The organism is Bacillus sp. FSL L8-0528 (genome assembly GCF_038593085.1).
Classification (GTDB): domain Bacteria; phylum Bacillota; class Bacilli; order Bacillales; family Bacillaceae; genus Bacillus; species Bacillus paralicheniformis.
This window is the reverse complement of the sequence record NZ_CP151961.1, coordinates 2,540,657-2,566,099: the sequence shown is the minus strand read 5'-3', so window position 1 is coordinate 2,566,099 and position 25,443 is coordinate 2,540,657. Positions and strand designations below refer to the sequence as shown.

Sequence of the window (25,443 nt, the reverse complement as noted above, 5' to 3'; positions counted from 1 at the left end):
AAGAACAATGCCAGTTATGTCATATATAGATGCTGTCACTTTGGCTATGAAAGAAGAAATGGAAAAGGATTCCCGCGTCTTTGTTTTAGGGGAGGATGTCGGCAAAAAAGGCGGTGTGTTCAAGGCGACAGCCGGTCTTTACGACCAGTTCGGCGAAGAGCGGGTGATGGACACGCCTTTGGCGGAATCCGCAATTGCCGGCGTCGGAATCGGGGCTGCCATGTACGGGATGAGACCGGTCGCCGAAATGCAGTTTGCAGATTTTATTATGCCGGCTGTCAACCAGATTATTTCGGAAGCGGCAAAAATCCGCTACCGCTCCAACAATGACTGGAACTGTCCGATCGTCATCCGCGCACCTTACGGCGGAGGCGTGCACGGCGCGCTGTACCATTCCCAGTCGGTTGAAGCCGTGTTTGCCAACCAGCCCGGGCTGAAAATCGTCATGCCTTCGACACCTTATGATGTCAAAGGGCTTTTGAAAGCGGCCATCCGCGATGACGACCCTGTCCTGTTCTTCGAACATAAACGTGCGTACCGGCTGATCAAGGGCGAAGTGCCGAGTGACGACTATGTGCTGCCGATCGGAAAGGCGGATGTGAAGCGGGAAGGCGAAGACATTACCGTCATCACATACGGATTGTGCGTCCATTTTGCCCTTCAGGCTGCCGAGCGGCTTGCCAAAGACGGGATTTCCGCACATATCCTTGATTTAAGAACAGTATATCCGCTTGATCAGGAAGCGATTATTGAAGCGGCTTCCAAAACGGGCAAAGTGCTTCTGATGACCGAAGATACGAAGGAAGGCAGCATTATGAGTGAAGTAGCCGCGATCATTTCAGAGCATTGCCTGTTCGATTTGGATGCGCCGATTAAGCGGTTGGCGGGCCCTGACGTCCCGGCAATGCCGTATGCTCCTACAATGGAAAAATTCTTTATGGTCAATCCGGATAAAGCGGAAGCAGCGATGAGAGAATTGGCTGAGTTTTAATATAGCGAAGGAGGACATATCGTATGGCAGTGGAACAAATGACAATGCCGCAGCTCGGGGAGAGCGTGACGGAGGGAACCATCAGCAAATGGCTCGTCAGCGTCGGAGATCACGTCAACAAATACGATCCGATTGCTGAAGTGATGACGGATAAGGTCAATGCTGAAGTCCCTTCATCGTTCACGGGAACGATTACCGAGCTTGTCGGGAAGGAAGGCGAAACTCTGCAAGTCGGAGACGTCATCTGCAAAGTCGAAACAAACGAAGAAGCGAAACCGGAGGCTGAGGCTGTCTCCAAGCCGGATCAAGCGGAGGCGGAGCCGGCCAAACCGGAGGAGAAAGATACATCTCAGAAAAAACGTTATTCCCCGGCGGTGCTGAGACTTGCCGGAGAGCACAACATCGATTTGGAGCAGGTGGAAGGTACTGGTGCCGGCGGACGGATCACAAGAAAAGACATCCAGCGCATCATTGCTTCCGGAGCTGCTCCTCAAGCTGATGCGGAGCCGGAAAAACAGCCGGATACAGATGCCGTGCGAGCGAGTGAGCCCGCCCAAAAACCGGCGCCAGCGGCCCCTCAAGCTGCACCGCTTCAAAGTGCGGCTGGAGACGTCGAGATTCCTGTGACGGGAATCCGTCATGCGATTGCGACCAACTTGGTCAGAAGCAAGCATGAAATCCCTCATGCCTGGACAATGATGGAAGTGGATGTCACAAGTCTTGTGAGCTACCGCAACAAAATAAAGGACGAATTTAAGAAGAAAGAGGGCTTCAGCCTGACCTTTTTCGCGTTCTTTGTCAAAGCGGTCGCACAGGCGCTTAAGGAATTCCCGCAAATGAACAGCATGTGGGCCGGAGATAAAATCATTCAGAAAAAAGACATCAACATCTCAATTGCCGTAGCGACTGACGATGCGCTATACGTTCCTGTCATCAAGCATGCCGATGAAAAAACGATTAAAGGCATCGCGAGAGAAATCTCCGAACTGGCTCATAAGGTCAGAAGCGGCAAGCTGACGAGCGGGGATATGAGCGGAGGTACGTTCACGGTCAACAATACCGGTTCATTCGGATCGGTTCAGTCAATGGGGATCATCAACCATCCGCAGGCGGCCATCCTGCAGGTTGAATCGATCGTCAAGCGTCCCGTCGTCATGGAGCATGGCATGATCGCGGTCAGAGATATGGTGAACCTGTGCTTATCCCTCGACCACAGAGTGCTTGACGGCCTTGTTTGCGGCAGATTCCTTGCCCGTGTGAAAGAGATTTTGGAACAAATCGATGATCATACTTCCATTTATTAAAAAAGAAGAGCTGGCCCGTTAAGGGTCAGCTTTTTTCTTTTTCTAAGGGGGCGAGCATGCGGAGATGCCCGTTTAGCACCTCGATTGAAGCCGGCGTTTTTGTGCAGATTTCGCCGTCTGTATCGGCTTCCATTGGAAGGGCGGTTTCAACTTGAACGGTTTGCCCCTGATAATAGGAGAGCTCGCCTTCAAAGGAATCCCATTCGGGATCATCCATTGCAAAAAGCTCTTTCAATGCAGCCAGATTCGTATTCCGGCAGACGAGGATGTCCGCTTTTCCGTCGTTAATGCTCAGCTGCGGAAGGGGGATCTTGTTCGTTCCGATAAATGGTCCGTTCAGCACGACCACCATGACCGCTTCGTCAGTAAACTTTTCTCCGTCGATCGACAGGCGGAAAGAGAAAGGCTCAAGATTGGAGATGGTCCGCAGTGCGCTCGTAAAATAACTGATTCTCCCGAGCAGCGCTTTTTCCGTTTGATTGATATGGCTGGAAGCTTCCGTGATCAAACCGATGCCCCAAAAGTTGAGACAATAATGATCATTTGCTTTTAAAACATCGACCGGGACAGGGGTTCCATTGACGAGCGCTTCCGCCGCTTTTTCAATGTTCTGGGGAATGCGGAGCGCCCTCGAAAAGTCGTTGCATGTACCGCCCGGGAGGATGCCGATATCTGGCTTAGTTTGAAGCTGGCTGATGCCGTTAATGCATTCGTGTACCGTTCCGTCACCGCCTAATATAAACAATTGCCCGATATCCTCCCCGATCTCCCGGCAAAATTCGAATGCATCACGTTTTTTTCTCGTCGGTTTCACGATGAGTTCGTCTATAGCCTGTGAAAGAACCGGTACGGCAGCACCGAGTGTTTTTTCAACATTTTTTTGTCCTGCATTTCCGTTGTAAATCAGCATTGCTTTCCTTCGGTTCATAAAGGTGCTCCTTTATTTGATAGAGTCTTTACTTATTTTTCCCCGGGCTGCCCGCGCCATAAACCTGAAGGAACACGAATCGCCTGATTTGCGGTCCGGACGGTTTCAAAGTATCATTAGAACAGATGAGCAAACAGCGCCTTTAGCATCATGCTAAAAGCGGCTAAAAAGGAGAGATCTTAAAGTGAATATGGATTTTAATCTGTTTATGAATGATGTCGTGCGCCAAGCCAGACAGGAAATAACGGCTGCCGGCTACACCGAATTGAAAACGCCTGAAGAGGTCGATGAAGCGCTCACGAAAAAAGGCACTACGCTTGTGATGGTCAACTCCGTCTGCGGCTGTGCAGGGGGAATTGCAAGACCAGCCGCACATCATGCGGTTCATTACGATAAGCGCCCGGATCATCTCGTCACCGTTTTTGCCGGACAAGACAAAGAAGCGACGGCTCGAGCAAGGGAATATTTTGAAGGATATCCGCCTTCTTCTCCGTCATTTGCCCTTTTAAAAGACGGCAAGATTTTAAAAATGGTCGAACGCCATGAAATTGAAGGCTATGAGCCGATGGCTGTCATCACTAAGCTTCAAGGATTGTTTGAAGAATACTGTGAAGAAGTATAAGGGAAAGGAAATACCGCCTGCCAAAACATTGGCAGGCTTTTTTTATGTATAAAAATTCTTTTTATATGCAATCAGAAAGATAAAAACGAAGGCTTTCAATTGGTATTTAAAGGCTTATTTGAAGGTTTTTCAGTTATTTTTCAAAATGGTATTGCATCTGGCCCGGAAAATGTTTAAAATACATATCAACGAATAAATATTCAAAAAGGTTCAGGGGGATACACAACATGAAAAAATGGATGTTACTGGTAGTGACAGCATGTCTCACATTTGCTTTGACTGCATGCGGGACGAGCAGCAGTTCTGCTGATAAAAAAACATTGGTGATGGGAACTTCCGCCGATTACCCGCCTTTTGAATCGAAAGACGGAGATCAGATTGTCGGTTTTGATGTTGATCTGGCCAAGGCACTGGCTAAAAAAACGGGCCATGAAATCGAAGTGAAAGACATGGACTTCAACGGCCTGGTGACCGCTCTTAAAACAAACAAAGTCGACATCGTGCTTTCAGGAATGACGCCGACGCCTAAACGCAAAAAGCAGGTCGATTTTTCAAACGTCTATTATACGGCTCACAACATGATCGTTACAAAAAAATCAAGCGGCATCAAATCGATTGACGATTTGAAAGGAAAAACGGTCGGCGTGCAGCTTGGCTCCATCCAGGAAGAAAAAGCGAAGGAGCTTACGCCGGATTACAATTTAAAAGTTGAAAACCGCAACCGCATTTCGGATTTAACCGAAGAAATCAAAGCGGGCCGCTTCGACGCAGCAATCATAGAGGATATCGTTGCCAAAAAATATATTGATAAAAATGAAGAACTGGTTGGCTACAATCTGCCGAAAGAACCGGACGAAAAAGCCGGCTCCGCGATCGCCTTCAAAAAGGGAAGCGATTTGACCGAGAAGTTCAACAAAGCGCTTGAAGAAATGGAAAAAAGCGGAGAACTTGAAAAGCTGAAAGAAAAATGGTTCGGCGGAGAGACGAAAAAGTAAGCGTGAAAAGTTCAACTTTTTGTTGAACTTTTTTTTCTAAAGCGATGTGCGCCTCTTTGATGATGAGGCGAGAGAGGGAGAGTCACATGAATTTTCTTGATTTTTCTAGTACAATACCCGAGATGCCTTTCATCCTGGAAGGCTTGGGCGTTACCTTAAAAGTGGTCGCGGCTGCGGCCGTGCTTGGATTTTTGCTGGGGGTTTTGATTACGCTTTTAAAAATCAGTTCGATCAAGCCCCTCGCATGGATTGCCGATTTTTACACTTCCATATTCCGGGGAACACCGCTTGTTCTGCAGCTGATGATCGTCTATTATGGGCTGCCTCAGGTGCTGGGCTTCGATATTGATGCTTACTGGGCGGCCGTCATCGCATTCGGCTTAAATTCCGCCGCTTATGTGTCAGAAATCATCAGAGCCGGAATCAATGCGATCGACAAAGGGCAAAAAGAAGCGGCGATGGCGCTGGGCGTCCCGTATGCAAAGATGATGAAGGATCTCTTGCTGCCGCAGGCCTTTAAAAATATCATGCCAGCGCTGATCAACGAATCGATTACACTGACAAAGGAATCGGCTGTTGTCACCGTCATCGGACTCGGCGATATTATGAGACGAAGCTATCAGGCGGGAGCTGCGATCTACAGCCCGCTTGAGCCGATGCTGTTTGCGGGTCTCATCTACTATGTGCTCGTTTTGATCCTGACGTTTGTCGGCAAAGCGATTGAAAGGAAGCTGAATGTCAATGATTAATGTTCGCAATCTCTCAAAATCTTTCGGAAAGCACGAGGTGCTTAAACATATTTCCGTTTCCTTTGAAAAAGGCGAAGTAGCCGCTGTCATCGGTCCGTCAGGCTCAGGCAAATCAACGTTTCTGCGTTGCTTAAACCTGCTCGAAAAGCCGACGGAGGGCAGCGTTTTCATTCAGGATCAAGAGATTACAAGCCCGAAAACAAATGTGCTGAAAATCAGAGAGAACATCGGCATGGTCTTTCAGCATTTTCATTTGTTTCCGCATAAAACGGTTCTTGAAAATATTACGTATGCACCTGTCCATGTCAAAAAAGAAAGCAAACAGGCGGCAGCGAAAAAAGCGGAAGAACTGCTTGAGAAAGTGGGGCTTATCGATAAAAAAGATGATTATCCGAACCGTTTATCAGGGGGGCAAAAGCAGCGCGTCGCGATTGCGAGAGCGCTGGCGATGAATCCGGACATCATGCTGTTTGACGAGCCGACATCGGCTCTTGATCCGGAGATGGTCAAAGAAGTGCTCCAGGTGATGCAGGATTTGGCGAAAACCGGGATGACGATGGTGATCGTGACGCACGAAATGGGCTTTGCCAAAGAAGTCGCCGACAGAGTGCTTTTCATGGATGAAGGAACCATTGTCGAAGACGATGATCCTAAAGTGTTTTTTTCTTCTCCAAAATCGAAAAGAGCTCAAGACTTTTTAGAGAAAATACTATAAAATAAGCTGAAGAAGATGCTGATCTTCTTCTTTTTTATTCACTAAGACTAGCAGAAAAGATTGGGGTTAACGATGTTTAAAATAGGTTATCGCACGTTAAAAACAGCGCTTGGCACAGCATTGGCCATCTATATCGCCCAGCTGCTCGGCCTCCATAATTTTGTGTCGACAGGGATCATCACGATCCTCTGTATTCAAGTGACGAAAAAGCGGTCCCTTCAGGCATCATGGGCCCGGTTTGCGGCATGCATTCTTGCGATCGTTTTTTCATACGCGTTTTTTGAACTGATCGGCTATCATCCGGCTGTCATCGGTTTGATGCTGCTGTTCTTTATTCCGACAACCGTTCTTCTGAAAATAAAAGAAGGAATCGTCACAAGTTCGGTCATCATTCTTCACCTTTATATGTCAGAAGGGATCACCCTTTCTCTCATCTGGAATGAATGCCTCATCATCATGACGGGAATCGGCGTTGCCCTGCTGATGAATTTGTACATGCCGAGCCTCGACAAAGAGCTCAAACAGTATCAGCAGAAAATCGAAGATAACTTTGCCAAGATTTTTGAAGAAATCGAACGCTATTTGCTGACCGGGGAACAGGACTGGACGGGAAAAGAGATTCCTGAGACGCACCGTTTGATCAATGAAGCGAAGACCCTGGCATACCGCGATGTGGAAAATCACTTTCTCAGGCACGAAAACCTCTATTATCACTACTTTAAAATGAGAGAAAAGCAGTTTGAAATTATCGAAAGGGTGCTGCCGAAAATCACGTCGATTTCGATGACGGTTGAACAGGGGCATATGATCGCAGCGTTTCTTCATGATTTAAGAGGAGCCATCCATCCCGGCAATACGGCTCATAAGTTTTTGAAGCGGCTCGTGAAAATGAGAGAGGAAATTGATGAGATGGAGCTGCCGACGACGCGCGAAGAATTTGAAGCGCGCGCAGCTCTTTTCAATTTTCTCGGCGAAATGGAACAGTATCTTGTGATTAAGAGCTACTTTAAAGGAATTAAATCTCCTGCATAACCGCATGAGTTTCTCCTTCATTGGTCAATCTAATGAAACAGGGGGAAACCCGTGCGGTTTTTTCTATTCTTGCGGGAGTCCGGGCTTGAAAAAAAGCAGGCGTTTCTCCGCAAAAAGAGCCGCCTGCTTTCATGATTTGTATTAAAAAATCATGCTGAGTCCGGTAAGCAGAGTCGTCAGCACCATGACGCCGATCATTAAAATAACCATGAATTTGATGAATTTTCGAGACAAGCTTTTCACCTCTGTTTTTTAATCTCCCATTATTTTATACTGCTTTTTTTCATCGGACAAGTTTCGTGTAAGAATCAAATAGAGAAGGGGCAGAACGCGATGAATATGTTTGAAAGAGTCGACGATTTAAACAACAGCCGTCAACAAGCTTTACTAGGGGGCGGGCAGGAACGGATCGACAGGCAGAAGCAAAAAGGCAAGCTCACCGCCAGAGAGAGAATTGATCTTCTGCTTGATGAGGGGACATTCACTGAATTGAATGCCTTTGCCAGAAGCCGGCAGTCCGGCGGCCCGTTAGGTGACGGGGTTGTCACGGGATTCGGAAAAATCGACGGGCGGCCCGTTTATCTGTTTTCCCAGGATTTTACCGTCACCGGCGGATCACTCGGAGAAATGCACGCCAAAAAAATAGCGGCCGTCATGGATCTTGCCCTCAAAAATAAGGCCCCTTTCATCGGTCTGAACGACTCAGGTGGTGCGAGAATTCAAGAGGGTGTGCTATCATTAGATGGATACGGTCATATTTTTTACCGAAATGTCCTTTGCTCAGGCATCATTCCGCAAATCTCTGTCATTCTCGGCCCTTGTGCGGGCGGCGCGGTTTATTCTCCAGCTTTGACCGACTTCGTTTTCATGAACGAAAAAACCGGTCAGATGTTCATTACCGGTCCGAAAGTCATCAAAACGGCGACAGGCGAAGCTGTCAGCTCCGGAGAATTGGGGGGCGCCTATATACATAATTCAATCAGCGGGAATGCCCATTTTTCCGGGGATTCGGATGAAGCCGTCCTCAGTGAGGTGCGCAAGCTCTTGTCCTACATCCCCCAGAATCACCAAGAAAAGCCCCCAGCCAAGGTGAGAAAGGCGAAAGATCATGATATAAGGCCTGCTTTAATGACGATCCTGCCTGAAGACGGTCAGCGGCCGTATGACGTCAAACAGATCATCGCGGAAATCGCAGACAGCGGAACATTTTTTGAAGTGCAGCGCCACTTTGCCAAAAACGCGGTGATCGGTTTTGCAAGGATAGCGGGGGAAACGGCGGCGATCGTGGCCAACCAGCCGAAGTATTTAGCAGGAAGCCTCAGCATGGATGCGGCTGACAAAATCGCCCGGTTTATCCGTTTTTGCGATTCCTTTCAGATCCCGATTTTGACTTTGGTGGATTGTCCCGGTTTTCTTCCGGGAATACGCGAAGAGCACGGCGGGGTGATCAGGCATGGCGCCAAAATCCTTTACGCGTATGCGGAAGCCGCTGTCTGCAAGGTGACGGTCATTTTAAGAAAAGCATACGGCGGAGCATATGTCGCTTTAAACAGCAAGGCGCTTGGAGCGGATGCCGTGTTTGCTTGGCCGAATGCAGAAATTGCAGTGATGGGCGCCGGAGAAGCTGCGGATGTGCTGTTCGCGAAGGAAATCGAACGGTCAGCAGACCCGCGGGCTGCCCGCGAGGAAAAAATCCGGAAATGCATGCAGGCTTCAAGCCCTTTTGCTGCTGCAAGATACGGCATGGTAGACGATATCATCGATCCGAAAGAGACGCGGAAGAAGCTGATCCAAACGTTTGACATGCTGAAGAGCAAAAAAGAAATCCGGCCGGACAAAAAGCATGGAAATATACCGCTTTAAAAATGGAGGGGAAACTAGCATGAATGAAAAACGCCTGTTAGAAGAGTTTTTAGAACTTGTGCAAATTGATTCCGAGACAAAACACGAAGCTGACATCTGCAAGGTGCTGAAAGAAAAATTTGCGGCTCTTGGAATGGATGTCGTGGAGGATGACACCGCGCCAAAAACGGGGCACGGAGCGGGAAACCTCGTGTGCACGCTTCCTGGAACGAAAGAGGCGGACACGATTTACTTTACATCCCACATGGATACGGTCGTACCCGGAAAAGGCGTGAAGCCGGTCATTGAAGACGGATATGTCAAAACAGACGGCACAACGATTTTGGGAGCTGACGACAAAACAGGCCTTGCAGCGATGCTTGAAGCCGTAAAAGTGCTGAAAGAAAAAAACATTCCGCACGGAACGATCCAGTTCATCATTACGGTCGGTGAAGAATCAGGGCTTGTCGGAGCGAAAGCTTTAGACCGTTCGCTGATCAAAGCCGATTACGGATATGCGCTTGATTCCGACGGGAAGGTCGGCAATATTATCGTAGCAGCGCCGACACAGGCGAAAATTAGAGCAACTGTCTACGGGAAAACGGCTCATGCCGGAGTAGAGCCGGAAAAAGGAGTCTCCGCGATCACGATCGCTTCAAAAGCGATTGCCAAAATGCCGCTTGGCCGCATCGACGAGGAGACGACGGCTAATATCGGCCGCTTTGAGGGCGGAACGCAAACCAATATCGTCTGCGATCAGGTCGACATTCTCGCTGAAGCCCGTTCGCTTGTTCCGGAAAAAATGGAAAAGCAGACCGAAAAAATGAAGCAGGCGTTTGAAGCAGCCGCCGCTGAAATGGGGGGCAGAGCCGAGGTGGAAATCGAAGTCATGTACCCGGGCTTTAAATACAAAGACGGGGATCTCGTCGTTGAAATCGCCAAAAAAGCCGCCGAGAAAATCGGCCGTCCGTACGAGCTATTGACGAGCGGCGGAGGAAGCGATGCGAACGTCATCGCAGGCCACGGCATTCCGACTGTCAACCTTGCAGTCGGATATGAACAGATCCATACGAAAAACGAAAAAATGCCGATTGAGGAACTTGTCAAAACTGCAGAAATGGTCGTTGCCATTATTGAGGAAGTAGCAAACCCGTCATAAAGGCGGGTTTTTACAGGGAAAATCACCGTTTCAGCTCCAGCCCGCCAGTTTTGGCGGCGTTCTCGAACGAACCGGCCTCTCATCAGCGTCACGATCGAGAAGATGAAAGGGAAACACAAAAAAGCTTGCGCCTTAAAGGCGCAAGCTCTTTTATTTCGTAGCCGATTCAGCAGGCTGAATGGCTTTTTTGTTTTTTTTGTAAACTTGATGAAGAACGACGGATTGAATCGTCAGAAGCAGTCCGCTTGTCAGCCAGTACAGCGGCAGGGCCGCAGGGACGTTGATCGAAAAGATCGTCATCATCACAGGGAAAAAGAAGCCCATGATTTTGGCGGACTGCTGAGCCGCCGGATTTGATTGGGCGTTCTGTGCGTTCAGCTTTTGAGACACATAGAACTGGATAAAATACATGAACCCGGCGCATAAAGATACGATAATATCAGAATGCCCGAGGTTAAACCAGAGAAAAGAGTGTGAAGCAATTTCGGGCGTCGAGCGGATCGCATAATAAAAACCGATCAGAATCGGAAACTGAATCAGCATCGGCAGGCAGCCCATCGCCAGCGGATTGATGTTGTGCTTTTGGTAAAGCTGCATCATCTCCTGCTGAATTTCCCTCTGTTTCACAGGATCTTTCGTCTTTTTTAGCTTGCTTTGAATCGCATCCAGCTCAGGTTTGACAAGCGCCATTTTTTCCTGCATTGCCCGCTGTTTTTTATACTGGTTGGCAAACAGCGGAAAGACGAGAACCCGGACGATGATGGTCACAAAAATAATCGACAGTCCGTAGTTTCCGTGGAAAAATCCGGCGATTCCTTTAATCAGCTCTGAAAAAGGCCCCACAACATAATGTTGGAAGAAGTTGTCGCTTCCTCCGGTACTGCCGGTGGCTGCCGAAGCTTGTTCACCTATAAACATGGTCATGATCAAAAACATTGCAGTCGCAAACAATTGTTTTAATTTCGTGTTCAACACGTTCTCCTCCTTCTGAATAAAAGGGCCCGTCTGCCGGACACCTTTTCCCGTTTAAATTGAAAGAAGAAGGGAACGGTGGTCTTCATCGTCGTTCGATGAAGCTTTCATGCGAATGACTTTACTTATCCATACCGTAATGCGATGATATAGGATGATAAGAAAATCGATTGCAGAAACAAACTGTATTGCATGATATTCTTCAAACCGTTTCGTTTTCCAGCTGTCGCCCGTACTGCAGTCCTTTAGGATGAGGGCGATACCGATCGCCGTCAGTGCGGGAAGGACGATTGTGAAAAACTCAAACAGTAAAAAAGCATCGTTGAAAGATTCAAGAATCATCTATTATCACTTCCGTTTCATTTAACATCTTACTATATGAATGCCGGGATGTCTAATCTGAGTACCAGGAGGGAGCCGTTTTGTCTGCTGATAAACAAAAGGGAAGAGTCATCTTTCATATCGATATGAACAGCTTTTACGCGTCTGTTGAAATGGCGTATGACCCTTCGCTGAAAGGCAGGCCGCTCGCCATCGCGGGAAATGCAAAGGAGCGGAAAGGCATCGTCGTCACGTGCAGCTACGAGGCGAGAGCACGCGGCGTAAAACCGCCTATGCCGCTTTGGGAAGCGAAGCGGCTCTGCCCCGAGCTGATCGTCAAGCCGCCGAATTTCGACCGCTACAGAAGCTCTTCAAGAGAAATGTTTCAAGTGCTCAGGGAGTATACGGACCTTGTCGAGCCTGTTTCCATTGATGAAGGGTACATGGATTTAACGGACACGCCATACAGAAATCGGGCATATGAAACGGCGAAGGAAATTCAAGAGCGCCTTCAAGAAGAACTGCTTCTTCCGTCAAGCATCGGGATCGCTCCGAATAAATTCCTGGCCAAAATGGCTTCGGATATGAAAAAACCGCTCGGCATTACGATATTGAGAAAGCGCGAAGTGCCCCGGATTCTTTGGCCCATGGACATCAGCGAGATGTACGGAGTCGGCCGGAAAACCGCCGAAAAGCTCAAGACGCTTGATATCGGCAAGATCGGCGATTTGGCTGCCGCAGATGAGTATGCTTTAAAGCGCCTCCTCGGTATCAACGGCCCCCGTTTAAAAAGGAGGGCAAACGGCATCGACACCGGAGAGGTGAATCCCGACAGGATATACGAATTCAAAAGCGTCGGCAATTCTTCGACTCTCCCGTATGACAGCACAGATGAGAAGGAATTGTGCGGCCTGATTGACAAGCTCTCCGTCTCAGTAAGCGACAGGCTGAAGCGAAAAGAGGTCATGGCAGCAAAAGTTTTCATCATGATCCGCTTTGCGGACTGGACGAACATAACAAGAAGCAAGACCCTTCTGAATCCGACCGATTCAAAAGACGAAATTGCGAAGGAATCGAAAGCCCTTTTCAGGCAGCATTGGCACGGAAGCCCTGTCAGGCTTTTGGGCGTGACGGGAACAGACCTCGTCAATCGAAAGGAAGCCGTCAAACAGCTTGATTTGTTTTCCTTTCATGAGGATGCCAAAGATGAGCCGATCCAAAAAGTGATGGCCGAACTGAATGAAAAATATGGAACAGACCTCATCAAAAAAGGGGTCAGGATTGTGAAAAAAGAAAGCAAAACGAGCGGAACAAGCTTTAACAAAGATTTTTTCCAAGACGAGAGACAAGATCAATAGCTTGAAAATGTAGGTCAAAGTGTGGTAATTTCAATTTAAATAAAAATTAAACTATAATGCTAAACGCTTTAGAAGGGACGTTAGACATGGCAAAACAACAAATAGGTGTAGTTGGTTTAGCAGTAATGGGAAAAAACTTGGCTTTAAACATTGAAAGCCGCGGGTTTTCAGTTTCTGTCTACAACAGATCAAGCGAGAAAACCGAAGAGTTTCTGAAAGAAGCCGAAGGCAAAAACGTTGTCGGTACATACAGCATTGAAGAGTTTGTTGAATCTCTTGAAAAACCGCGCAAAATTCTTTTAATGGTCAAAGCTGGAACACCGACAGACGCAACGATTCAATCGCTTCTGCCTCATCTTGAAAAAGGCGACATTTTGATTGACGGCGGAAATACATATTATAAAGATACGCAGAGAAGAAACAGGGAGCTGGCCGAAAGCGGCATTCACTTCATCGGCACCGGCGTTTCCGGCGGTGAAGAAGGCGCTCTGAAAGGGCCGTCTATCATGCCAGGCGGACAAAAGGAAGCCCATGAGCTTGTCAAGCCGATTCTTGAAGCTATTTCTGCCAAGGTGGACGGCGAACCGTGTACGACATACATCGGTCCTGACGGCGCCGGCCATTATGTAAAAATGGTTCATAACGGCATCGAATACGGCGATATGCAGCTGATCTCAGAATCCTACTTTATTTTGAAACACATTGTCGGTCTGTCATCAGATGAGCTTCACGAAGTCTTTTCCGAGTGGAATAAGGGAGAGCTTGACAGCTATCTGATCGAAATCACGGCTGATATTTTCACGAAAAAAGACGAGGAAACCGGCAAGCCGCTTGTTGACGTCATCCTCGATAAAGCAGGTCAAAAAGGCACAGGAAAATGGACAAGCCAAAGCGCTCTTGACCTGGGCGTTCCGCTTCCAATCATTACGGAATCTGTTTTCGCCCGCTTCATCTCTTCCATGAAAGAAGAGCGCGTCAAAGCGAGCAAGCTTCTGGCAGGACCTGAAGCGAAACCGGCTGCCGAGAACAAAGAAGAGCTGATCGAAGCGGTCAGAAAAGCGCTCTTTATGAGTAAAATCTGTTCTTACGCACAAGGCTTCGCTCAAATGAAAGCCGCATCAGAAGAATACGGCTGGGATTTGAAATACGGTGATATCGCGATGATCTTCCGCGGAGGATGCATCATCCGCGCGGCGTTCCTGCAAAAAATCAAAGAAGCGTATGACCGCGATCCGGAGCTTGACAACCTGCTTCTTGATCCTTACTTCAAAAATATCGTTGAAGGCTATCAGGGAGCTCTCCGCAAAACGATTTCCCTTGCGGTTGAACAAGGAATTCCTGTACCTTGCTTCTCAAGCGCTCTCGCTTACTTTGACAGCTATCGCACTGCTACATTGCCGGCCAACCTGATTCAGGCGCAGCGCGACTACTTTGGCGCCCATACGTATGAGCGTACAGATAAAGAAGGTATTTTCCACACTGAGTGGATGAAATAAGATGTAAAACCGCAAGCTGAAAAGCTTGCGGTTTTTTGATTTCGGAAGGATGCATGTTTAAGCGGTTCTGTGGAAACCTACTCAAAAGAGAGTTTCAATAAGGAGGAATCAACCCATGTATCCTAGTTTAGAGGGAAAAACGGTCGTTATTACAGGGGCGGGTACAGGTCTTGGAAAAGCGATGGCACTGCGCTTCGGTTCTGAAAAAGCCAATGTAGTGATCAATTACTTCAAGGAAGAAGAAAATCCCGAAGAGACGGTGAAGAAAATAGAAAACAGCGGAGCGCGCGCGATTGCTGTTCAAGGGGATGTCTCAAAAGAAGACGATGTAAAAGCGCTGATCAGTCAGGCTGTTGATTCATTCGGTTCCGTTGATGTGATGGTGAACAACGCCGGGGTGGAAAATGAAGTACCTTCCGAGGATTTGTCTCTGGAAGACTGGAACCGTGTCATATCAACCAATTTGACGGGAATGTTTTTAGGATGCCGGGAAGCGATCGCCTATATGCTCGACCATAATATTAAAGGCTCGGTCATCAATATGTCGAGCGTCCATCAGCAAATCCCGTGGCCGCATTTTGTCCATTATGCGGCAAGCAAAGGCGGGGCAAAACTGCTGACAGAAACCCTTGCCCTTGAATATGCCCCGAAAGGAATTCGGGTAAACGCGATCGGACCCGGTGCGATCGATACGCCGATTAACGCCGAAAAATTCGCTGATCCCGTATTGAAAAAAGGCGTTGTTGAATTGATTCCGATCGGGTATATCGGAAAGCCGGAGGAAGTCGCAGCTTGCGCGGCCTGGCTTGCATCCGAAGAAGCGAGCTATGTGACGGGCCTGACGCTGTATGTGGACGGCGGGATGACGAAATACCCGGGATTCCAAGCGGGAAAAGGTTGAAAAGAAGGCGGGATGCCTTCTTTTCATCATAAGCCCCAAAAAATTTACATAAGATTAATAGAAAGCAAAAGTGCTGTTTACATAGCAATGATAGTGTAGGTTTGTCAACAAAAAGCGGTTATGGAGGGAGTACATAAGAATGGGTTTCTTACGCAACAGAATCTTCGGCATTACACTGGCAGGCGCAGTCGCTTTAGGATCGGCGGGAACAGGCAGTGCGGCAATGGAAACAGCGAAAAAAAAGGAAGAACCGAAGGTCAAAAACGTCATCATGATGGTCATGGATGGAACAAGCTCTTCTGCAACAACGTTGGCACGCTGGTATAAAGGCGAACCGCTCGCAATGGACCAGATTGTCAGCGGCGGTGTCCGGACGCATTCGGCAGAATCGGCGATCACTGATTCTGCACCTGCAGCAACTGCAATGGCAACGGGACGAAAATCAAATTCTGCCTATATCGGAGTGCTGCCTTCAAAGGTGAATACACCAGGTGTCGAGAAGGTCGGTAAAAAAGATCAATACCGGCCTGTGGCAAACGTGCTGGAAGGCGCCAAACAGAAGGGAAAAGCAACCGGCATCATTGCAACCTCTGAAATTCAGCATGCCACGCCTGCCGGCTATTCCGGCCATCATAAGGACCGCAATAATTTTGAAGTGCTCGGTGAACAGCAGGTTTATCAAAACATGGACGTTGTCCTTGGCGGAGGAAAAGAATCGCTTCAACCGGGTACAAACGATAAAAGCCGCAAAGACGGTGAAGATCTTGTCAAAGTGCTCAAAGATAAAAAGTACGATTTCGTTGAAACGAAAGATCAGCTCCTCAAGTCAAAATCGAAAAAAATTTGGGGCGCATTCTCACAGCGCGATCTCGCGTATGACATGGACCGCCGCGCAACACATCCAGAGCAGCCGACGATTGCAGAGATGACGAAAAAATCGATTCAGACGCTTTCGAAAGACAAGGACGGTTTCTTTTTATTCGTGGAAGGAAGCAAGCCTGACTGGGCAGCGCACCAAAACGATCCGATCGGCATGATCAGCGATGTATTGGCGTTTGATAACGCGGTGAAAGAAGCGCTTGAATTCGCTAAAAAAGACAAACATACAATGGTTATTGCCGTCTCAGACCACGGCAACAGCGGGATCTCCATCGGCAACAGCAACACGACGAAAGGCTATGACACAACACCGGTATCAGCTTATATCGATCCGCTGAAAAAGGCTAAAATGACGGTAGAAGGCGCTACCGGCAAATTAAAAGACGACTTATCGAATATCGAAGAAGCGGCAAAGCTTTACGGACTTGATAATTTAACGCCGGCAGAGAAGGAACAGCTGAAAAGCGTGAAAAACAAAAAAGAAGCGGCTTCATTATTCACCAAGCTGCTCAGCAACCGAGCCAACATCGGATTCACAACAGGCGGTCATACGGGTGAAGACGTCTTCCTGTATTCGTACGGTCCCGAAAAGCCGCAGGGGCTCGTCGATAACACCGACATCGCCAAAACGATGGCAAAAGCAATGGGCTTCAACTTAGACAAATTAACAAACGAATTATTTATCGAAGCAAAACAGGCATTTAAAAAAGCCGGAGCCAGCGTAACGATTGACCAGAAAGATCCGGCTAATCCAGTTCTTGTCGCATCGCGCAAAAAAGCGAAAGCCGAAATGCCGGTGAACAAAAACCTCATCAGAATCAACGGAAAGGAATATGAATTAGACAGCGTGATTGTTGAAAGCAATGGATCCTTCTACGTGCCTAAAGAAGCAGTTCAGCTGTTCAAAAAATACGCCCGATAATTTGTTAGAAAACCCCTCTTGAAAGAAGAGGGGTTTTTTATTATTCAAAATAAATACATACATTTATTTTTAATTGTCTAGACATTTAAAAATAAAAAGATATAATAATAGTTGTGTGAAAGCGTTTTAATAAAGGAGGAGATGACGATGAAGAAGATTTTACTTGCATGCAGTTCGGGTATGTCGACAAGTCTCCTTGTCACCAAGATGGAGGAATACGCGCATTCAATCGGTGACGAGGCAAAAATTTGGGCGGTCGGACAGGACCAGGCGAAAAAAGAGATGGCAGAGGCAAACGTCGTTCTCATCGGCCCGCAAATGAGCTTTTTAAAAGGCGAGCTGCAGAAGGAAGCAGAACAGTACGGTACTAAGGTTGATGTGATTGATATGATGGCTTACGGAATGGCAGACGGAAAGAAAGCTTATGAACAGGCGCTCAGCTTGATCGGAGATTGATGATGATGGAAAAATTAAAACTCGATGAATTAACAGGCGAACAAATTTGCTTTCAGCTCATTCTTCACAGCGGAAACGCCCGCAGCAAAGTCATTCAGTCCATCAGGGCATACCGTGCCGGCAGCGTTCAGAAAGCAGAGGAGCTGCTGCACCAGGCTGAAGCCGATTTGCAGCAGTCCCATGATATTCATTTTCAAATGATCCAAAAAGAAGCGGGCGGGAAAAAAAGTGAGTTCTCTTTGCTGCTCTTGCACGCGGAGGACCATTTGATGTCGACGCTCACGATGAAGGAACTTGTGTCCGAATTATTGGAATTATTCAAAGAGAAAAATCTATGATTCGCACTGCATGGCAAAATCGAAGGGGGATAAGAGACCATGTTTGAAAAATTGAGCAACCTCTTGGTGCCGATTGCCGGGAAGCTGAATAACAACCGGTATTTAGGCGTGCTGAGGGATGCGTTTATGCTGGCTTTTCCGCTCACCATTTTCGGATCGATCATTGTCGTTTTAACCAATTTGCCGTTTCTCAATAAAATGATGAGCAAATCGGCGCTTGAAACGTTCCAGTCGGCTTTAAGCATAGCGCCGAGCGCAACGATCAGCATCATGTCCGTTTTCGTCGTGTTCGGGATCGGGTATTATTTATCCAAAACTTATGAAGTCGAAGCGGTTTTTGGAGGAGTCGTCGCTTTGGCATCGTTCCTTCTGCTGACTCCGTTTGTATTAAACGGCGAAGGAGGGGAAGTGATTCCGAACGTCATCCCGATTGACAGGCTCGGTGCGAAAGGGATGTTCCTCGGAATGATTACCGCCTTTACATCCGCGGAGATTTTCAGATTTTTTGTCCAGAAAAACTATACGATCAAAATGCCCGCCGGCGTTCCGCCTGCTGTAGCAAAATCTTTTGCCGCGCTGATTCCGGCGGTGATGACCTTGTCCGTCTACTTGGTCATCAATATCCTTGTGACCCAAGCGTTCAATACGAATATGCACGATTTAATTTACAATCTGGTACAGGCTCCGCTTGTCGGTCTTGGAAGCGGTATCATTCCGACCTTGATTGCTATATTTTTTACTCAGCTTCTCTGGTTCTTCGGACTCCACGGGCAAATTATCATCAACTCTGTAATGGATCCGATCTGGAATACGCTTTCGATCGAAAATTTGAATAGCTATACCGCAACAGGGGAAGTTCCGCATATTATCAATAAGCAGTTTATGGAAGTGTACACCGTCGGAATGGGCGGAACCGGCATGACACTGGCCGTGATTATTGCCATCCTGCTGTTTATGAAGAGTAAGCAGATGAAGCAGGTCGCAAAACTCGGAGCGGCGCCGGGGATTTTCAACGTAAATGAACCGATCATTTTCGGCCTGCCGATCGTCATGAACCCGCTCATTTTTATTCCGTGGGTCATCTCGCCGATGATCGTCACTTTAATTACGTATTTCGCGATGGCGTCCGGGCTTGTGCCGCCGCCGACGGGGGTCACGATTCCTTGGACTGTGCCGATTTTTATCAGCGGAATGATGGCGACCAATTCGCTTGCCGGCGGCATTCTTCAGATTGTGAATTTAGCCGTTGTCTTTATGATCTGGTTCCCGTTTTTGAAATTCATCGACCGGATGAATATGAAAAAAGAGCAGGAAATCAATGCAGCGGAACAAGATCAGACAACGCTAGGACTTTAAAAGGAGATTGATGACATGTCAAAAACAGAACTGCAGCTAGAACAAATTCAATACCGTTTTCCAAAAGGTTTCTGGTGGGGGTCGGCGGCGTCCGCGACCCAGACTGAAGGAGCGGCGGCTGAAGGAGGCAAAGGAAAGAACATTTGGGATCACTGGTACGAAAAAGAGCCAAACCGATTTTTTGACGGAGTAGGCCCTGAGAAGACTTCGCGTTTTTACGAGACTTACAGAGAAGATATTCAGCTGATGAAGGAGCTCGGCCACAACTCTTTTCGTTTCTCCATTTCGTGGGCCCGTCTGTTTCCTGAAGGAAAAGGCAGGCTGAACGAGGAAGGAGCTGCCTTTTATAACCAAGTCATCGATGAACTGCTGGCAGCTGGGATCGAGCCTTTTGTCAACCTTTATCATTTTGATATGCCGCTTGCGCTCCAGCATATCGGCGGGTGGGAAAACAGGCAAGTCGTCGATCACTTTGTTTCATACGCGGAAACGTGCTTTCGGCTGTACGGGGATCGTGTGAAAAAATGGTTTACCCACAATGAGCCGATCGTTCCTGCTGAAGGCGGCTATTTATACGATTTTCACTATCCGAACATCGTCGACTTTCAAAAGGCCGTCCAGGTCGCATACCATGAAATTCTTTCAAACGCCAAAGCGGTCGAAGCCTACCGCAGACACGGAGGCGACGGCAAAATCGGCATCATTTTAAATTTAACGCCATCCTATCCGAGAAGCCAGCACCCGGCAGATGTAAGAGCTTCTGAAATAGCTGACGCTTTCTTTAACCAGTCGTTTCTTGATCCTGCCGTTAAGGGTGAGTTTCCGCAGCTTTTAACAGCTATTTTAAAAGAAAAAGGCTATTTGCCTGTCATGGAAGAAGGAGACTTGGAGCTGATCAAAAATCACACTGTCGATCTGCTCGGCATCAATTATTATCAGCCGAGACGGGTGAAAGCGAAGGAGCACCTGCCTCATCCGGACGCGCCTTTTATGCCGGAGCGTTTTTTTGACCATTATGAAATGCCCGGACGAAAAATGAACCGCCACCGCGGCTGGGAAATATACGAAAAAGGAATCTATGATATTTTAATGAATGTCAAAGAAAACTATGGAAATATTGAATGCTTTATTTCTGAGAACGGAATGGGTGTTGAAGGAGAAGAGCGTTTCCGCGGCGAAGACGGCATAATCCGCGATGACTACCGAATTGCGTTTATCGAAGAACACTTAAAATGGTTGCACAGAGCGATTCGGGAAGGAGCGAATGTCAAAGGCTATCACCTTTGGACATTCATGGACAACTGGTCATGGACAAACGCCTATAAAAACCGCTACGGATTTGTATCTGTCAACCTTGACAAAAACGGAGAACGAACGATTAAAAAAAGCGGATACTGGTTTAAGAAACTTGCCGAGAACAACGGTTTTTAAAAAGGACTCGGGCTAAAAGATGGTCTGTTGGGCCATCTTTTTATTTCCGCTTCAAAACCGATATAATGATAAGGAAGGTGTTACAAGCATACAGAATCCTTAGTAATGGTGGTTAAAACATGAGAAAATACGAATATATTTCAAACGAAATGAGGAGGCGGATTCAGGAAGAATACTATCCGATTGATCAGCCCATACCTGATGAGCTTTCTCTCGCCAAAGAATTTTCCTGCAGCAGAATGACGATGAAAAGAGCCCTCGATATTCTCGTGTCAGAAGGCATGCTGTACCGCAAGCGCGGACACGGCACCTTCATTGTGAAATCATCGATTCAGCAGCTTCCCGTCAGTGTGACAGACCGCGAAAACCTCGGGCTGACCAAGCTTCTCGCCAATAAACAAATCGAAAGCCGCATCATTCAATTTGATGTCGAATTCCCTTCAGATGAAGTGGCTAAGCAATTGTCAATCGAAAAGACCGTTCCGGTGTATCATATCATCAGGCTCAGAAAGGTTGAAGATGAACCGTATGTCATTGAAGAAACGTATATGCCTTCGAATGTCATCTCTGAATTAAATGAAGACGTCCTTCACGGCTCCGTTTACCGGCACATCACCGAGACGCTGAAACTGACAATCGCCGGCTCGCACCGGAAGATCAGGGCGGATAAGTCGAATGCGCTCGACCGAGAGCACTTGGAATGCGCCCCTGACGATCCGGTTCTTGAAGTTGAACAGGTCGCTTTTTTAAATACAGGTGAACCGTTTGAATATTCTTTTGCAAGGCATCGCTACGACAAGTTTGTGTTTTCCAGCGTCCATGTTCGGAAATGAAAAACCTGCATAACCGCGGGTTTTTTGTTTTGTCATGCAATCTTCCAGCACGCTTGTCCTCCGAGGGGATCGTGGGCTACCATCGCTTTAGCGGACGGGAATTTCCGGGGCCGTACGCATATTTAGAACCAGCTGCTCATAAAATTAACTAAATAATTAGAAATAAAACAATATATTGACAACTAATACATTTTTCGTGGTACGATAGGATTGTTATTTGTCCAACAAGCAAAGGGGGAGAATGAATGAAAAAGTGGAAAAGCTTATCATGGATTGTATTGCTGCTGACGCTTGTCATGGGATTGGCAGCGTGCGGAAGCGGCAATGCATCAGGAAATAAGGACGGCGGATCTGCGTCAAAAGGCTCAGAAAGCTACAGTCTGCTGACAGGGGGAACCGGTGGTACATATTATCCGCTCGGCGGTCAATTTGCAAACCTTTGGGAGGATGCAACAGGAGACAAATTTACGACGCAGACTACAGGGGCTTCTGCTGAAAACATGGCAACTCTGCAAAAAGGGGAAGCTGAGGTCGCTTTTTCTCAGACGGACATTGCCACTTATGCCATAGAAGGCAAAGAAATGTTTAAAGAAAAAATTGACGGAATCAAGGCGATTGCCGCCCTGTATCCTGAAACTGTACAGATTGTGACAACAGAAAAAAGCGGAATCAATTCGATTGAAGATTTAAACGGCAAAACGGTTTCCGTGGGTGCTGCTGGTGCAGGGGTCAATATTAATGCCAAGCAGATTTTGGAGGTTCACGGGATGTCTTTTGACGACATCAAACCGCAAAACTTGTCTTTTGAAGAGTCGACCGACGGCATTCAGTCAGGCGCGATCGATGCCGCCTTCATCACGGCTGGAACGCCTACCGGCGCTGTCGAAGGGCTTTCTGCACAAAATAAAATCAAAATTTTAAATATTGAAAAGGATAAGCAGGAAAAGCTGATGGAAAAGTATCCGTTCTATGCTGAGGATACGATTAAAAAAGGCACGTACGGCATCGGGAGCGATGTGAACACGGTCGCTGTCAAAGCGATGCTCGTCGCATCCGACAAGATGGATGAGGACACCGTCTATAAAATGACGAAAGCGCTGTTTGAAGCCGATAAAATCAATCATGCCAAAGGCGAATTTATCAAGCCTGAAACCGCGCTTGAAGGATTGGGCGATATTGAAATTCATCCGGGAGCGGCTAAATATTTCAAAGAAAAAGGGATAGAAAAATCGTAAAGCCGCAGGCAGATAAACGATGAACAAGTCAGGACACTCGATAGACCGTTGCAATGAAACATCGGTCTATCGTTTTTCTATTCGGCAGGGGATTTGGGAAAATGAGGAAATTTAAAATTGTAAAACGGCTTGTGCCGGCGCTGATCATTGCCGCTTTTGCAGCGGCATGCCTGATTCCTTATCAGACCGCTGTCGTGTTCGAGAAAGAGGACAGCGGCGAGATCATCGCTTTTCTTCCCCTCCAAAAGAAGAAAAGCTTTGATGTGATCTATACGCATTCCATCCATCGGACAGAAGTGATCGAATCGTATGTGTGGGAAAAAGGAATGATTCGGCAGACCGCTCTGACCTATCATGATCCGGCCGTCGGAATGCCCGCAAACGCGGAGCAAGGTGAAAGGCTCGTCATCAATAACGGTGTCTACACCATTTCGGACATGAAGAGGACCTTTCCGTTCATTGATATGCGGATCGGAAGGGTGAGGGCGAATCACAGGATCAAGTATTCAGGCGCTGAACATGAGTTAAAGCGGTACATCCGCCCCGGCACATGGACAAGGATGAGTGTCCGAAAACTAAATGTCTTGCAACAACTGAGGGGAGTGAAGATCAATGACTGAGCAGCTTTCGGAAAAAGATCAGCAGGAACTGCTGGAGAAATACGATCCTGAAGCGGGAACGAGAAAGCTCAAAGGGTTGACGGGGGTCATTGCATTTGCCGGCCTGCTCGCTTTTTCTTTGTTTCAATTATACACAGCCATTTTTGGTGTTTTTCCGGCTCAAATTCAAAGGTCGGTTCATTTAGGGTTTGCGCTCGGTCTGATTTTTTTATTGTTTCCTGCGACAAAAGGTTTACGGAAGACCGGCAAATTCAAAGTCGCCTGGTATGACGCAATCTTAGCCGTATTAGGAGCGGGCGTCGGCGCTTATTGGGTTGCCAATTATGAAACGATTGTAGGCGGGATCGGATTGATCACGGAAACTGACTTTTATGTCGGGCTGTTGGCCGTCCTGCTCGTATTGGAAGCGACGAGACGTGCTGTCGGACTGCCGATTACGATCATCGCCGGCCTGTTTCTTTTGTACGGCCTTTACGGCTCGTATCTGCCGGGCTTTTTGTCTCACAACGGCCTGACGCTGGAAAGGCTCGTTCAGACGATGTATTTTACGACGGAAGGAATTTTGGGCACGCCGCTCGCTGTGTCTTCGACATTCATCTTCCTGTTCATCCTGTTCGGTTCATTTCTTGTCAGAACCGGTGTGGGGCAGTATTTTAATGACCTTGCTGTGGCGATCGCCGGGCGAAGCACGGGCGGACCGGCAAAAGTCGCGATTTTTTCAAGCGCGCTTCAGGGAACGATCAGCGGAAGCTCTGTCGCCAATGTCGTCACTTCCGGATCGTTTACGATTCCGATGATGAAAAAACTGGGCTATAAAAAAGAATTTGCCGGTGCAGTCGAAGCTTCCGCATCTACCGGCGGACAGCTGATGCCTCCGATTATGGGAGCCGCCGCCTTTTTAATGGTTGAGTTCATCGGCGGAGGGATTACGTACTGGGATATCGCGAAAGCCGCGATGATCCCGGCTGTTTTGTACTTTACAGGCATCTGGATTATGACGCACTTTGAAGCGAAGCGCCTCGGCCTGCGCGGATTGACGAAAGAAGAAATGCCGAACCGCAAGGAAGTATTCAAAAAGATTTATTTGCTGCTTCCGATCGTTTCGGTCGTCTTTTTGTTAATGTCGGGCATTACGGTCATGCATGCCGCATTGTATTCGATCGTTCTGGCGATCCTGGTCGGTTTGTTCAACAGGGAAACGCGAATGGGCCTTAAAGGAATTGTGCTGGCTCTCGCGGAAGGAGCGAGAATGGCGCTTTCCGTTGCGGCGGCAACAGCTGCCGCCGGCATCATCGTCGGAGTCGTCACAAAGACGGGCCTCGGCCTTAAACTTGCAAACGGTCTGCTCGATTTGGCAGGAGGCGCATTGCTGCCTTCGCTCTTTTTGACAATGATCGCCGCTCTTGTTCTCGGAATGGGGTCGCCGACGACGGCAAACTATGTGATTACGTCGACGATTGCCGCGCCAGCCTTGATTTTGCTGAATGTTCCTGATCTGTCGGCCCACTTGTTCGTGTTTTATTTCGGCATCGTAGCTGACATTACACCGCCCGTTGCTTTGGCAGCCTTTGCCGCCGCCGGTGTTGCGGGAGGAGAGCCGATCAGAACGGGGATCAATTCAGCAAAGCTTGCGATTGCCGCTTTTATCATCCCGTATGTATTCGTCCTGTCTCCGGAGCTTCTCATGATTGACGCGCATTGGTATGAAATTCTCTGGGTGATCTTTACCGCATTGTCCGGAATGATCGCCATCGGTGCGGGCATGGTCGGATTCTGGATGAGAAAAGTGTTCTGGTTTGAAAGAATACTGGCGGCTGCGAGCGGTCTCCTGCTGATTTATCCGGAGGGCTATTCCGACATAATCGGTCTCGGCATATTCCTTCTGTTGTTCGTCCTTCAGCTGATGTGGAAGCGGGACAAAAGCCATCCGAAAGAAATACAGGCCTTAAAAGCATAAATAAAAAACAGCCTTCAATGTGAAGGCTGTT

25 protein-coding genes are annotated in these 25,443 nt (G+C 47.8%); 21 read left to right on the top strand and 4 right to left on the bottom strand.

Translation table 11 applies throughout. The features are described 5' to 3' along the window. Window positions 1–7: 7 nt before the first annotated feature. Window positions 8–991 (top strand): alpha-ketoacid dehydrogenase subunit beta, encoded by a 984-nt coding sequence (locus MHI30_RS12825; RefSeq protein WP_048350552.1) that lies wholly within the window; start codon window positions 8–10, stop codon window positions 989–991. A 23-nt stretch (window positions 992–1,014) separates the two neighbouring features. Then, a complete protein-coding gene (locus MHI30_RS12820) occupies window positions 1,015–2,295 on the top strand; it encodes a dihydrolipoamide acetyltransferase family protein (RefSeq protein WP_075752431.1) in 1,281 nt (426 codons plus the stop codon). A gap of 25 nt (window positions 2,296–2,320) precedes the next feature. On the opposite strand, the gene MHI30_RS12815 is transcribed toward MHI30_RS12820, so the two are convergent. Then, window positions 2,321–3,223, bottom strand: a complete 903-nt coding sequence (locus tag MHI30_RS12815) for a YegS/Rv2252/BmrU family lipid kinase (protein ID WP_075752433.1) — start codon at window positions 3,221–3,223, stop codon at window positions 2,321–2,323. A 184-nt stretch (window positions 3,224–3,407) separates the two neighbouring features. Here MHI30_RS12815 and MHI30_RS12810 point away from each other — a divergent pair, with 184 nt between their 5' ends. The 5 genes from MHI30_RS12810 to MHI30_RS12790 all read left to right on the top strand — a co-directional run bounded on the left by MHI30_RS12810 (window position 3,408) and on the right by MHI30_RS12790 (window position 7,336). Then, complete coding sequence (locus tag MHI30_RS12810) at window positions 3,408–3,845, top strand: BrxA/BrxB family bacilliredoxin (RefSeq protein WP_003183325.1); 438 nt, start codon at window positions 3,408–3,410, stop codon at window positions 3,843–3,845. A 227-nt stretch (window positions 3,846–4,072) separates the two neighbouring features. Then, on the top strand, window positions 4,073–4,840 hold the full coding sequence (locus MHI30_RS12805) for a transporter substrate-binding domain-containing protein (RefSeq protein WP_075752435.1): 768 nt from the start codon (window positions 4,073–4,075) through the stop codon (window positions 4,838–4,840). Between the two features lie 86 nt (window positions 4,841–4,926). Next, the gene (locus MHI30_RS12800) at window positions 4,927–5,589 is read left to right on the top strand and encodes an amino acid ABC transporter permease (RefSeq protein WP_020452110.1); all 663 of its coding nucleotides are present in this window, start codon (window positions 4,927–4,929) and stop codon (window positions 5,587–5,589) included. Beyond that, a complete protein-coding gene (locus tag MHI30_RS12795) occupies window positions 5,582–6,304 on the top strand; it encodes an amino acid ABC transporter ATP-binding protein (protein ID WP_075752437.1) in 723 nt (240 codons plus the stop codon). The genes MHI30_RS12800 and MHI30_RS12795 overlap by 8 nt, the downstream gene beginning before the upstream one ends. Window positions 6,305–6,376: 72 nt before the next feature. Beyond that, complete coding sequence (locus MHI30_RS12790) at window positions 6,377–7,336, top strand: aromatic acid exporter family protein (protein ID WP_075752439.1); 960 nt, start codon at window positions 6,377–6,379, stop codon at window positions 7,334–7,336. Between the two features lie 141 nt (window positions 7,337–7,477). On the opposite strand, the gene prli42 is transcribed toward MHI30_RS12790, so the two are convergent. Then, entirely contained in the window at window positions 7,478–7,579 is a 102-nt protein-coding gene (gene prli42 / locus MHI30_RS12785) for a stressosome-associated protein Prli42 (RefSeq protein ID WP_230368212.1), read from the bottom strand. A 90-nt stretch (window positions 7,580–7,669) separates the two neighbouring features. Here prli42 and MHI30_RS12780 point away from each other — a divergent pair, with 90 nt between their 5' ends. Beyond that, window positions 7,670–9,199: an acyl-CoA carboxylase subunit beta gene (locus MHI30_RS12780; RefSeq protein WP_075752441.1), complete on the top strand. Its 1,530-nt coding sequence runs from the start codon at window positions 7,670–7,672 to the stop codon at window positions 9,197–9,199. 19 nt (window positions 9,200–9,218) lie between these two features. Next, window positions 9,219–10,337 carry a tripeptidase T gene (locus tag MHI30_RS12775; RefSeq protein ID WP_025811181.1) on the top strand — a complete coding sequence of 373 codons (1,119 nt, stop codon included), beginning with the start codon at window positions 9,219–9,221 and terminating at the stop codon, window positions 10,335–10,337. Between the two features lie 150 nt (window positions 10,338–10,487). Here the strand turns inward: MHI30_RS12775 and MHI30_RS12770 are convergent, their stop codons facing one another. Together MHI30_RS12770 and MHI30_RS12765 are read right to left on the bottom strand one after the other, a co-directional pair. Beyond that, window positions 10,488–11,312, bottom strand: a complete 825-nt coding sequence (locus MHI30_RS12770; protein ID WP_075752443.1) for a membrane protein insertase YidC — start codon at window positions 11,310–11,312, stop codon at window positions 10,488–10,490. 51 nt (window positions 11,313–11,363) lie between these two features. Then, entirely contained in the window at window positions 11,364–11,651 is a 288-nt protein-coding gene (locus MHI30_RS12765; protein ID WP_020452104.1) for a hypothetical protein, read from the bottom strand. An 80-nt stretch (window positions 11,652–11,731) separates the two neighbouring features. On the opposite strand from MHI30_RS12765, the gene MHI30_RS12760 reads away from it, so the two are divergent. The 12 genes from MHI30_RS12760 (at window position 11,732) to MHI30_RS12705 (ending at window position 25,412) form a co-directional block, all read left to right on the top strand. Next, window positions 11,732–12,988, top strand: a complete 1,257-nt coding sequence (locus MHI30_RS12760) for a DNA polymerase IV (RefSeq protein ID WP_075752445.1) — start codon at window positions 11,732–11,734, stop codon at window positions 12,986–12,988. A gap of 86 nt (window positions 12,989–13,074) precedes the next feature. After that, window positions 13,075–14,484 carry an NADP-dependent phosphogluconate dehydrogenase gene (gene gndA, locus MHI30_RS12755; protein WP_075752447.1) on the top strand — a complete coding sequence of 470 codons (1,410 nt, stop codon included), beginning with the start codon at window positions 13,075–13,077 and terminating at the stop codon, window positions 14,482–14,484. Between the two features lie 115 nt (window positions 14,485–14,599). Next, window positions 14,600–15,385 (top strand): SDR family oxidoreductase, encoded by a 786-nt coding sequence (locus MHI30_RS12750; protein WP_075752449.1) that lies wholly within the window; start codon window positions 14,600–14,602, stop codon window positions 15,383–15,385. 139 nt (window positions 15,386–15,524) lie between these two features. Further along, a complete protein-coding gene (locus tag MHI30_RS12745) occupies window positions 15,525–17,186 on the top strand; it encodes an alkaline phosphatase (RefSeq protein ID WP_075752451.1) in 1,662 nt (553 codons plus the stop codon). Between the two features lie 147 nt (window positions 17,187–17,333). Next, window positions 17,334–17,642: a PTS sugar transporter subunit IIB gene (locus tag MHI30_RS12740; RefSeq protein WP_020452099.1), complete on the top strand. Its 309-nt coding sequence runs from the start codon at window positions 17,334–17,336 to the stop codon at window positions 17,640–17,642. Between the two features lie 5 nt (window positions 17,643–17,647). Then, window positions 17,648–17,980 carry a PTS lactose/cellobiose transporter subunit IIA gene (locus MHI30_RS12735; protein WP_075752521.1) on the top strand — a complete coding sequence of 111 codons (333 nt, stop codon included), beginning with the start codon at window positions 17,648–17,650 and terminating at the stop codon, window positions 17,978–17,980. Between the two features lie 39 nt (window positions 17,981–18,019). Then, window positions 18,020–19,336, top strand: coding sequence for a PTS cellobiose transporter subunit IIC (celB, locus tag MHI30_RS12730; RefSeq protein WP_035338357.1), 1,317 nt, complete (start codon window positions 18,020–18,022; stop codon window positions 19,334–19,336). 15 nt (window positions 19,337–19,351) lie between these two features. After that, window positions 19,352–20,767 (top strand): glycoside hydrolase family 1 protein, encoded by a 1,416-nt coding sequence (locus MHI30_RS12725; RefSeq protein ID WP_075752453.1) that lies wholly within the window; start codon window positions 19,352–19,354, stop codon window positions 20,765–20,767. A 119-nt stretch (window positions 20,768–20,886) separates the two neighbouring features. Beyond that, window positions 20,887–21,600, top strand: coding sequence for a GntR family transcriptional regulator (locus MHI30_RS12720; protein ID WP_075752455.1), 714 nt, complete (start codon window positions 20,887–20,889; stop codon window positions 21,598–21,600). Between the two features lie 245 nt (window positions 21,601–21,845). Continuing rightward, a complete protein-coding gene (locus MHI30_RS12715) occupies window positions 21,846–22,835 on the top strand; it encodes a TAXI family TRAP transporter solute-binding subunit (RefSeq protein ID WP_075752457.1) in 990 nt (329 codons plus the stop codon). Window positions 22,836–22,936: 101 nt separating this feature from the next. Beyond that, window positions 22,937–23,455 (top strand): DUF1850 domain-containing protein, encoded by a 519-nt coding sequence (locus MHI30_RS12710; protein ID WP_059231906.1) that lies wholly within the window; start codon window positions 22,937–22,939, stop codon window positions 23,453–23,455. Continuing rightward, on the top strand, window positions 23,448–25,412 hold the full coding sequence (locus MHI30_RS12705; RefSeq protein ID WP_075752458.1) for a TRAP transporter permease: 1,965 nt from the start codon (window positions 23,448–23,450) through the stop codon (window positions 25,410–25,412). The genes MHI30_RS12710 and MHI30_RS12705 overlap by 8 nt, the downstream gene beginning before the upstream one ends. The last annotated feature ends 31 nt before the right edge of the window (window positions 25,413–25,443 follow it).

Excerpts from the sequence above, each read along its gene's own strand:
- MHI30_RS12775 (WP_025811181.1), top strand. The coding sequence starts at position 9,219 with ATGAATGAAAAACGCCTGTTAGAAGAGTTTTTAGAACTTGTGCAAATT.
- celB (WP_035338357.1), top strand. The coding sequence starts at position 18,020 with ATGTTTGAAAAATTGAGCAACCTCTTGGTGCCGATTGCCGGGAAGCTG.
- gndA (WP_075752447.1), top strand. The coding sequence starts at position 13,075 with ATGGCAAAACAACAAATAGGTGTAGTTGGTTTAGCAGTAATGGGAAAA.
- MHI30_RS12820 (WP_075752431.1), top strand. The coding sequence starts at position 1,015 with ATGGCAGTGGAACAAATGACAATGCCGCAGCTCGGGGAGAGCGTGACG.
- MHI30_RS12735 (WP_075752521.1), top strand. The coding sequence starts at position 17,648 with ATGGAAAAATTAAAACTCGATGAATTAACAGGCGAACAAATTTGCTTT.
- MHI30_RS12800 (WP_020452110.1), top strand. The coding sequence starts at position 4,927 with ATGAATTTTCTTGATTTTTCTAGTACAATACCCGAGATGCCTTTCATC.
- MHI30_RS12705 (WP_075752458.1), top strand. The coding sequence starts at position 23,448 with ATGACTGAGCAGCTTTCGGAAAAAGATCAGCAGGAACTGCTGGAGAAA.
- MHI30_RS12750 (WP_075752449.1), top strand. The coding sequence starts at position 14,600 with ATGTATCCTAGTTTAGAGGGAAAAACGGTCGTTATTACAGGGGCGGGT.
- MHI30_RS12710 (WP_059231906.1), top strand. The coding sequence starts at position 22,937 with ATGAGGAAATTTAAAATTGTAAAACGGCTTGTGCCGGCGCTGATCATT.
- MHI30_RS12795 (WP_075752437.1), top strand. The coding sequence starts at position 5,582 with ATGATTAATGTTCGCAATCTCTCAAAATCTTTCGGAAAGCACGAGGTG.
- MHI30_RS12780 (WP_075752441.1), top strand. The coding sequence starts at position 7,670 with ATGAATATGTTTGAAAGAGTCGACGATTTAAACAACAGCCGTCAACAA.
- MHI30_RS12825 (WP_048350552.1), top strand. The coding sequence starts at position 8 with ATGCCAGTTATGTCATATATAGATGCTGTCACTTTGGCTATGAAAGAA.
- MHI30_RS12790 (WP_075752439.1), top strand. The coding sequence starts at position 6,377 with ATGTTTAAAATAGGTTATCGCACGTTAAAAACAGCGCTTGGCACAGCA.
- MHI30_RS12720 (WP_075752455.1), top strand. The coding sequence starts at position 20,887 with ATGAGAAAATACGAATATATTTCAAACGAAATGAGGAGGCGGATTCAG.
- MHI30_RS12815 (WP_075752433.1), bottom strand. The coding sequence starts at position 3,223 with ATGAACCGAAGGAAAGCAATGCTGATTTACAACGGAAATGCAGGACAA.
- MHI30_RS12740 (WP_020452099.1), top strand. The coding sequence starts at position 17,334 with ATGAAGAAGATTTTACTTGCATGCAGTTCGGGTATGTCGACAAGTCTC.
- MHI30_RS12745 (WP_075752451.1), top strand. The coding sequence starts at position 15,525 with ATGGGTTTCTTACGCAACAGAATCTTCGGCATTACACTGGCAGGCGCA.
- MHI30_RS12715 (WP_075752457.1), top strand. The coding sequence starts at position 21,846 with ATGAAAAAGTGGAAAAGCTTATCATGGATTGTATTGCTGCTGACGCTT.
- MHI30_RS12765 (WP_020452104.1), bottom strand. The coding sequence starts at position 11,651 with ATGATTCTTGAATCTTTCAACGATGCTTTTTTACTGTTTGAGTTTTTC.
- MHI30_RS12725 (WP_075752453.1), top strand. The coding sequence starts at position 19,352 with ATGTCAAAAACAGAACTGCAGCTAGAACAAATTCAATACCGTTTTCCA.
- MHI30_RS12805 (WP_075752435.1), top strand. The coding sequence starts at position 4,073 with ATGAAAAAATGGATGTTACTGGTAGTGACAGCATGTCTCACATTTGCT.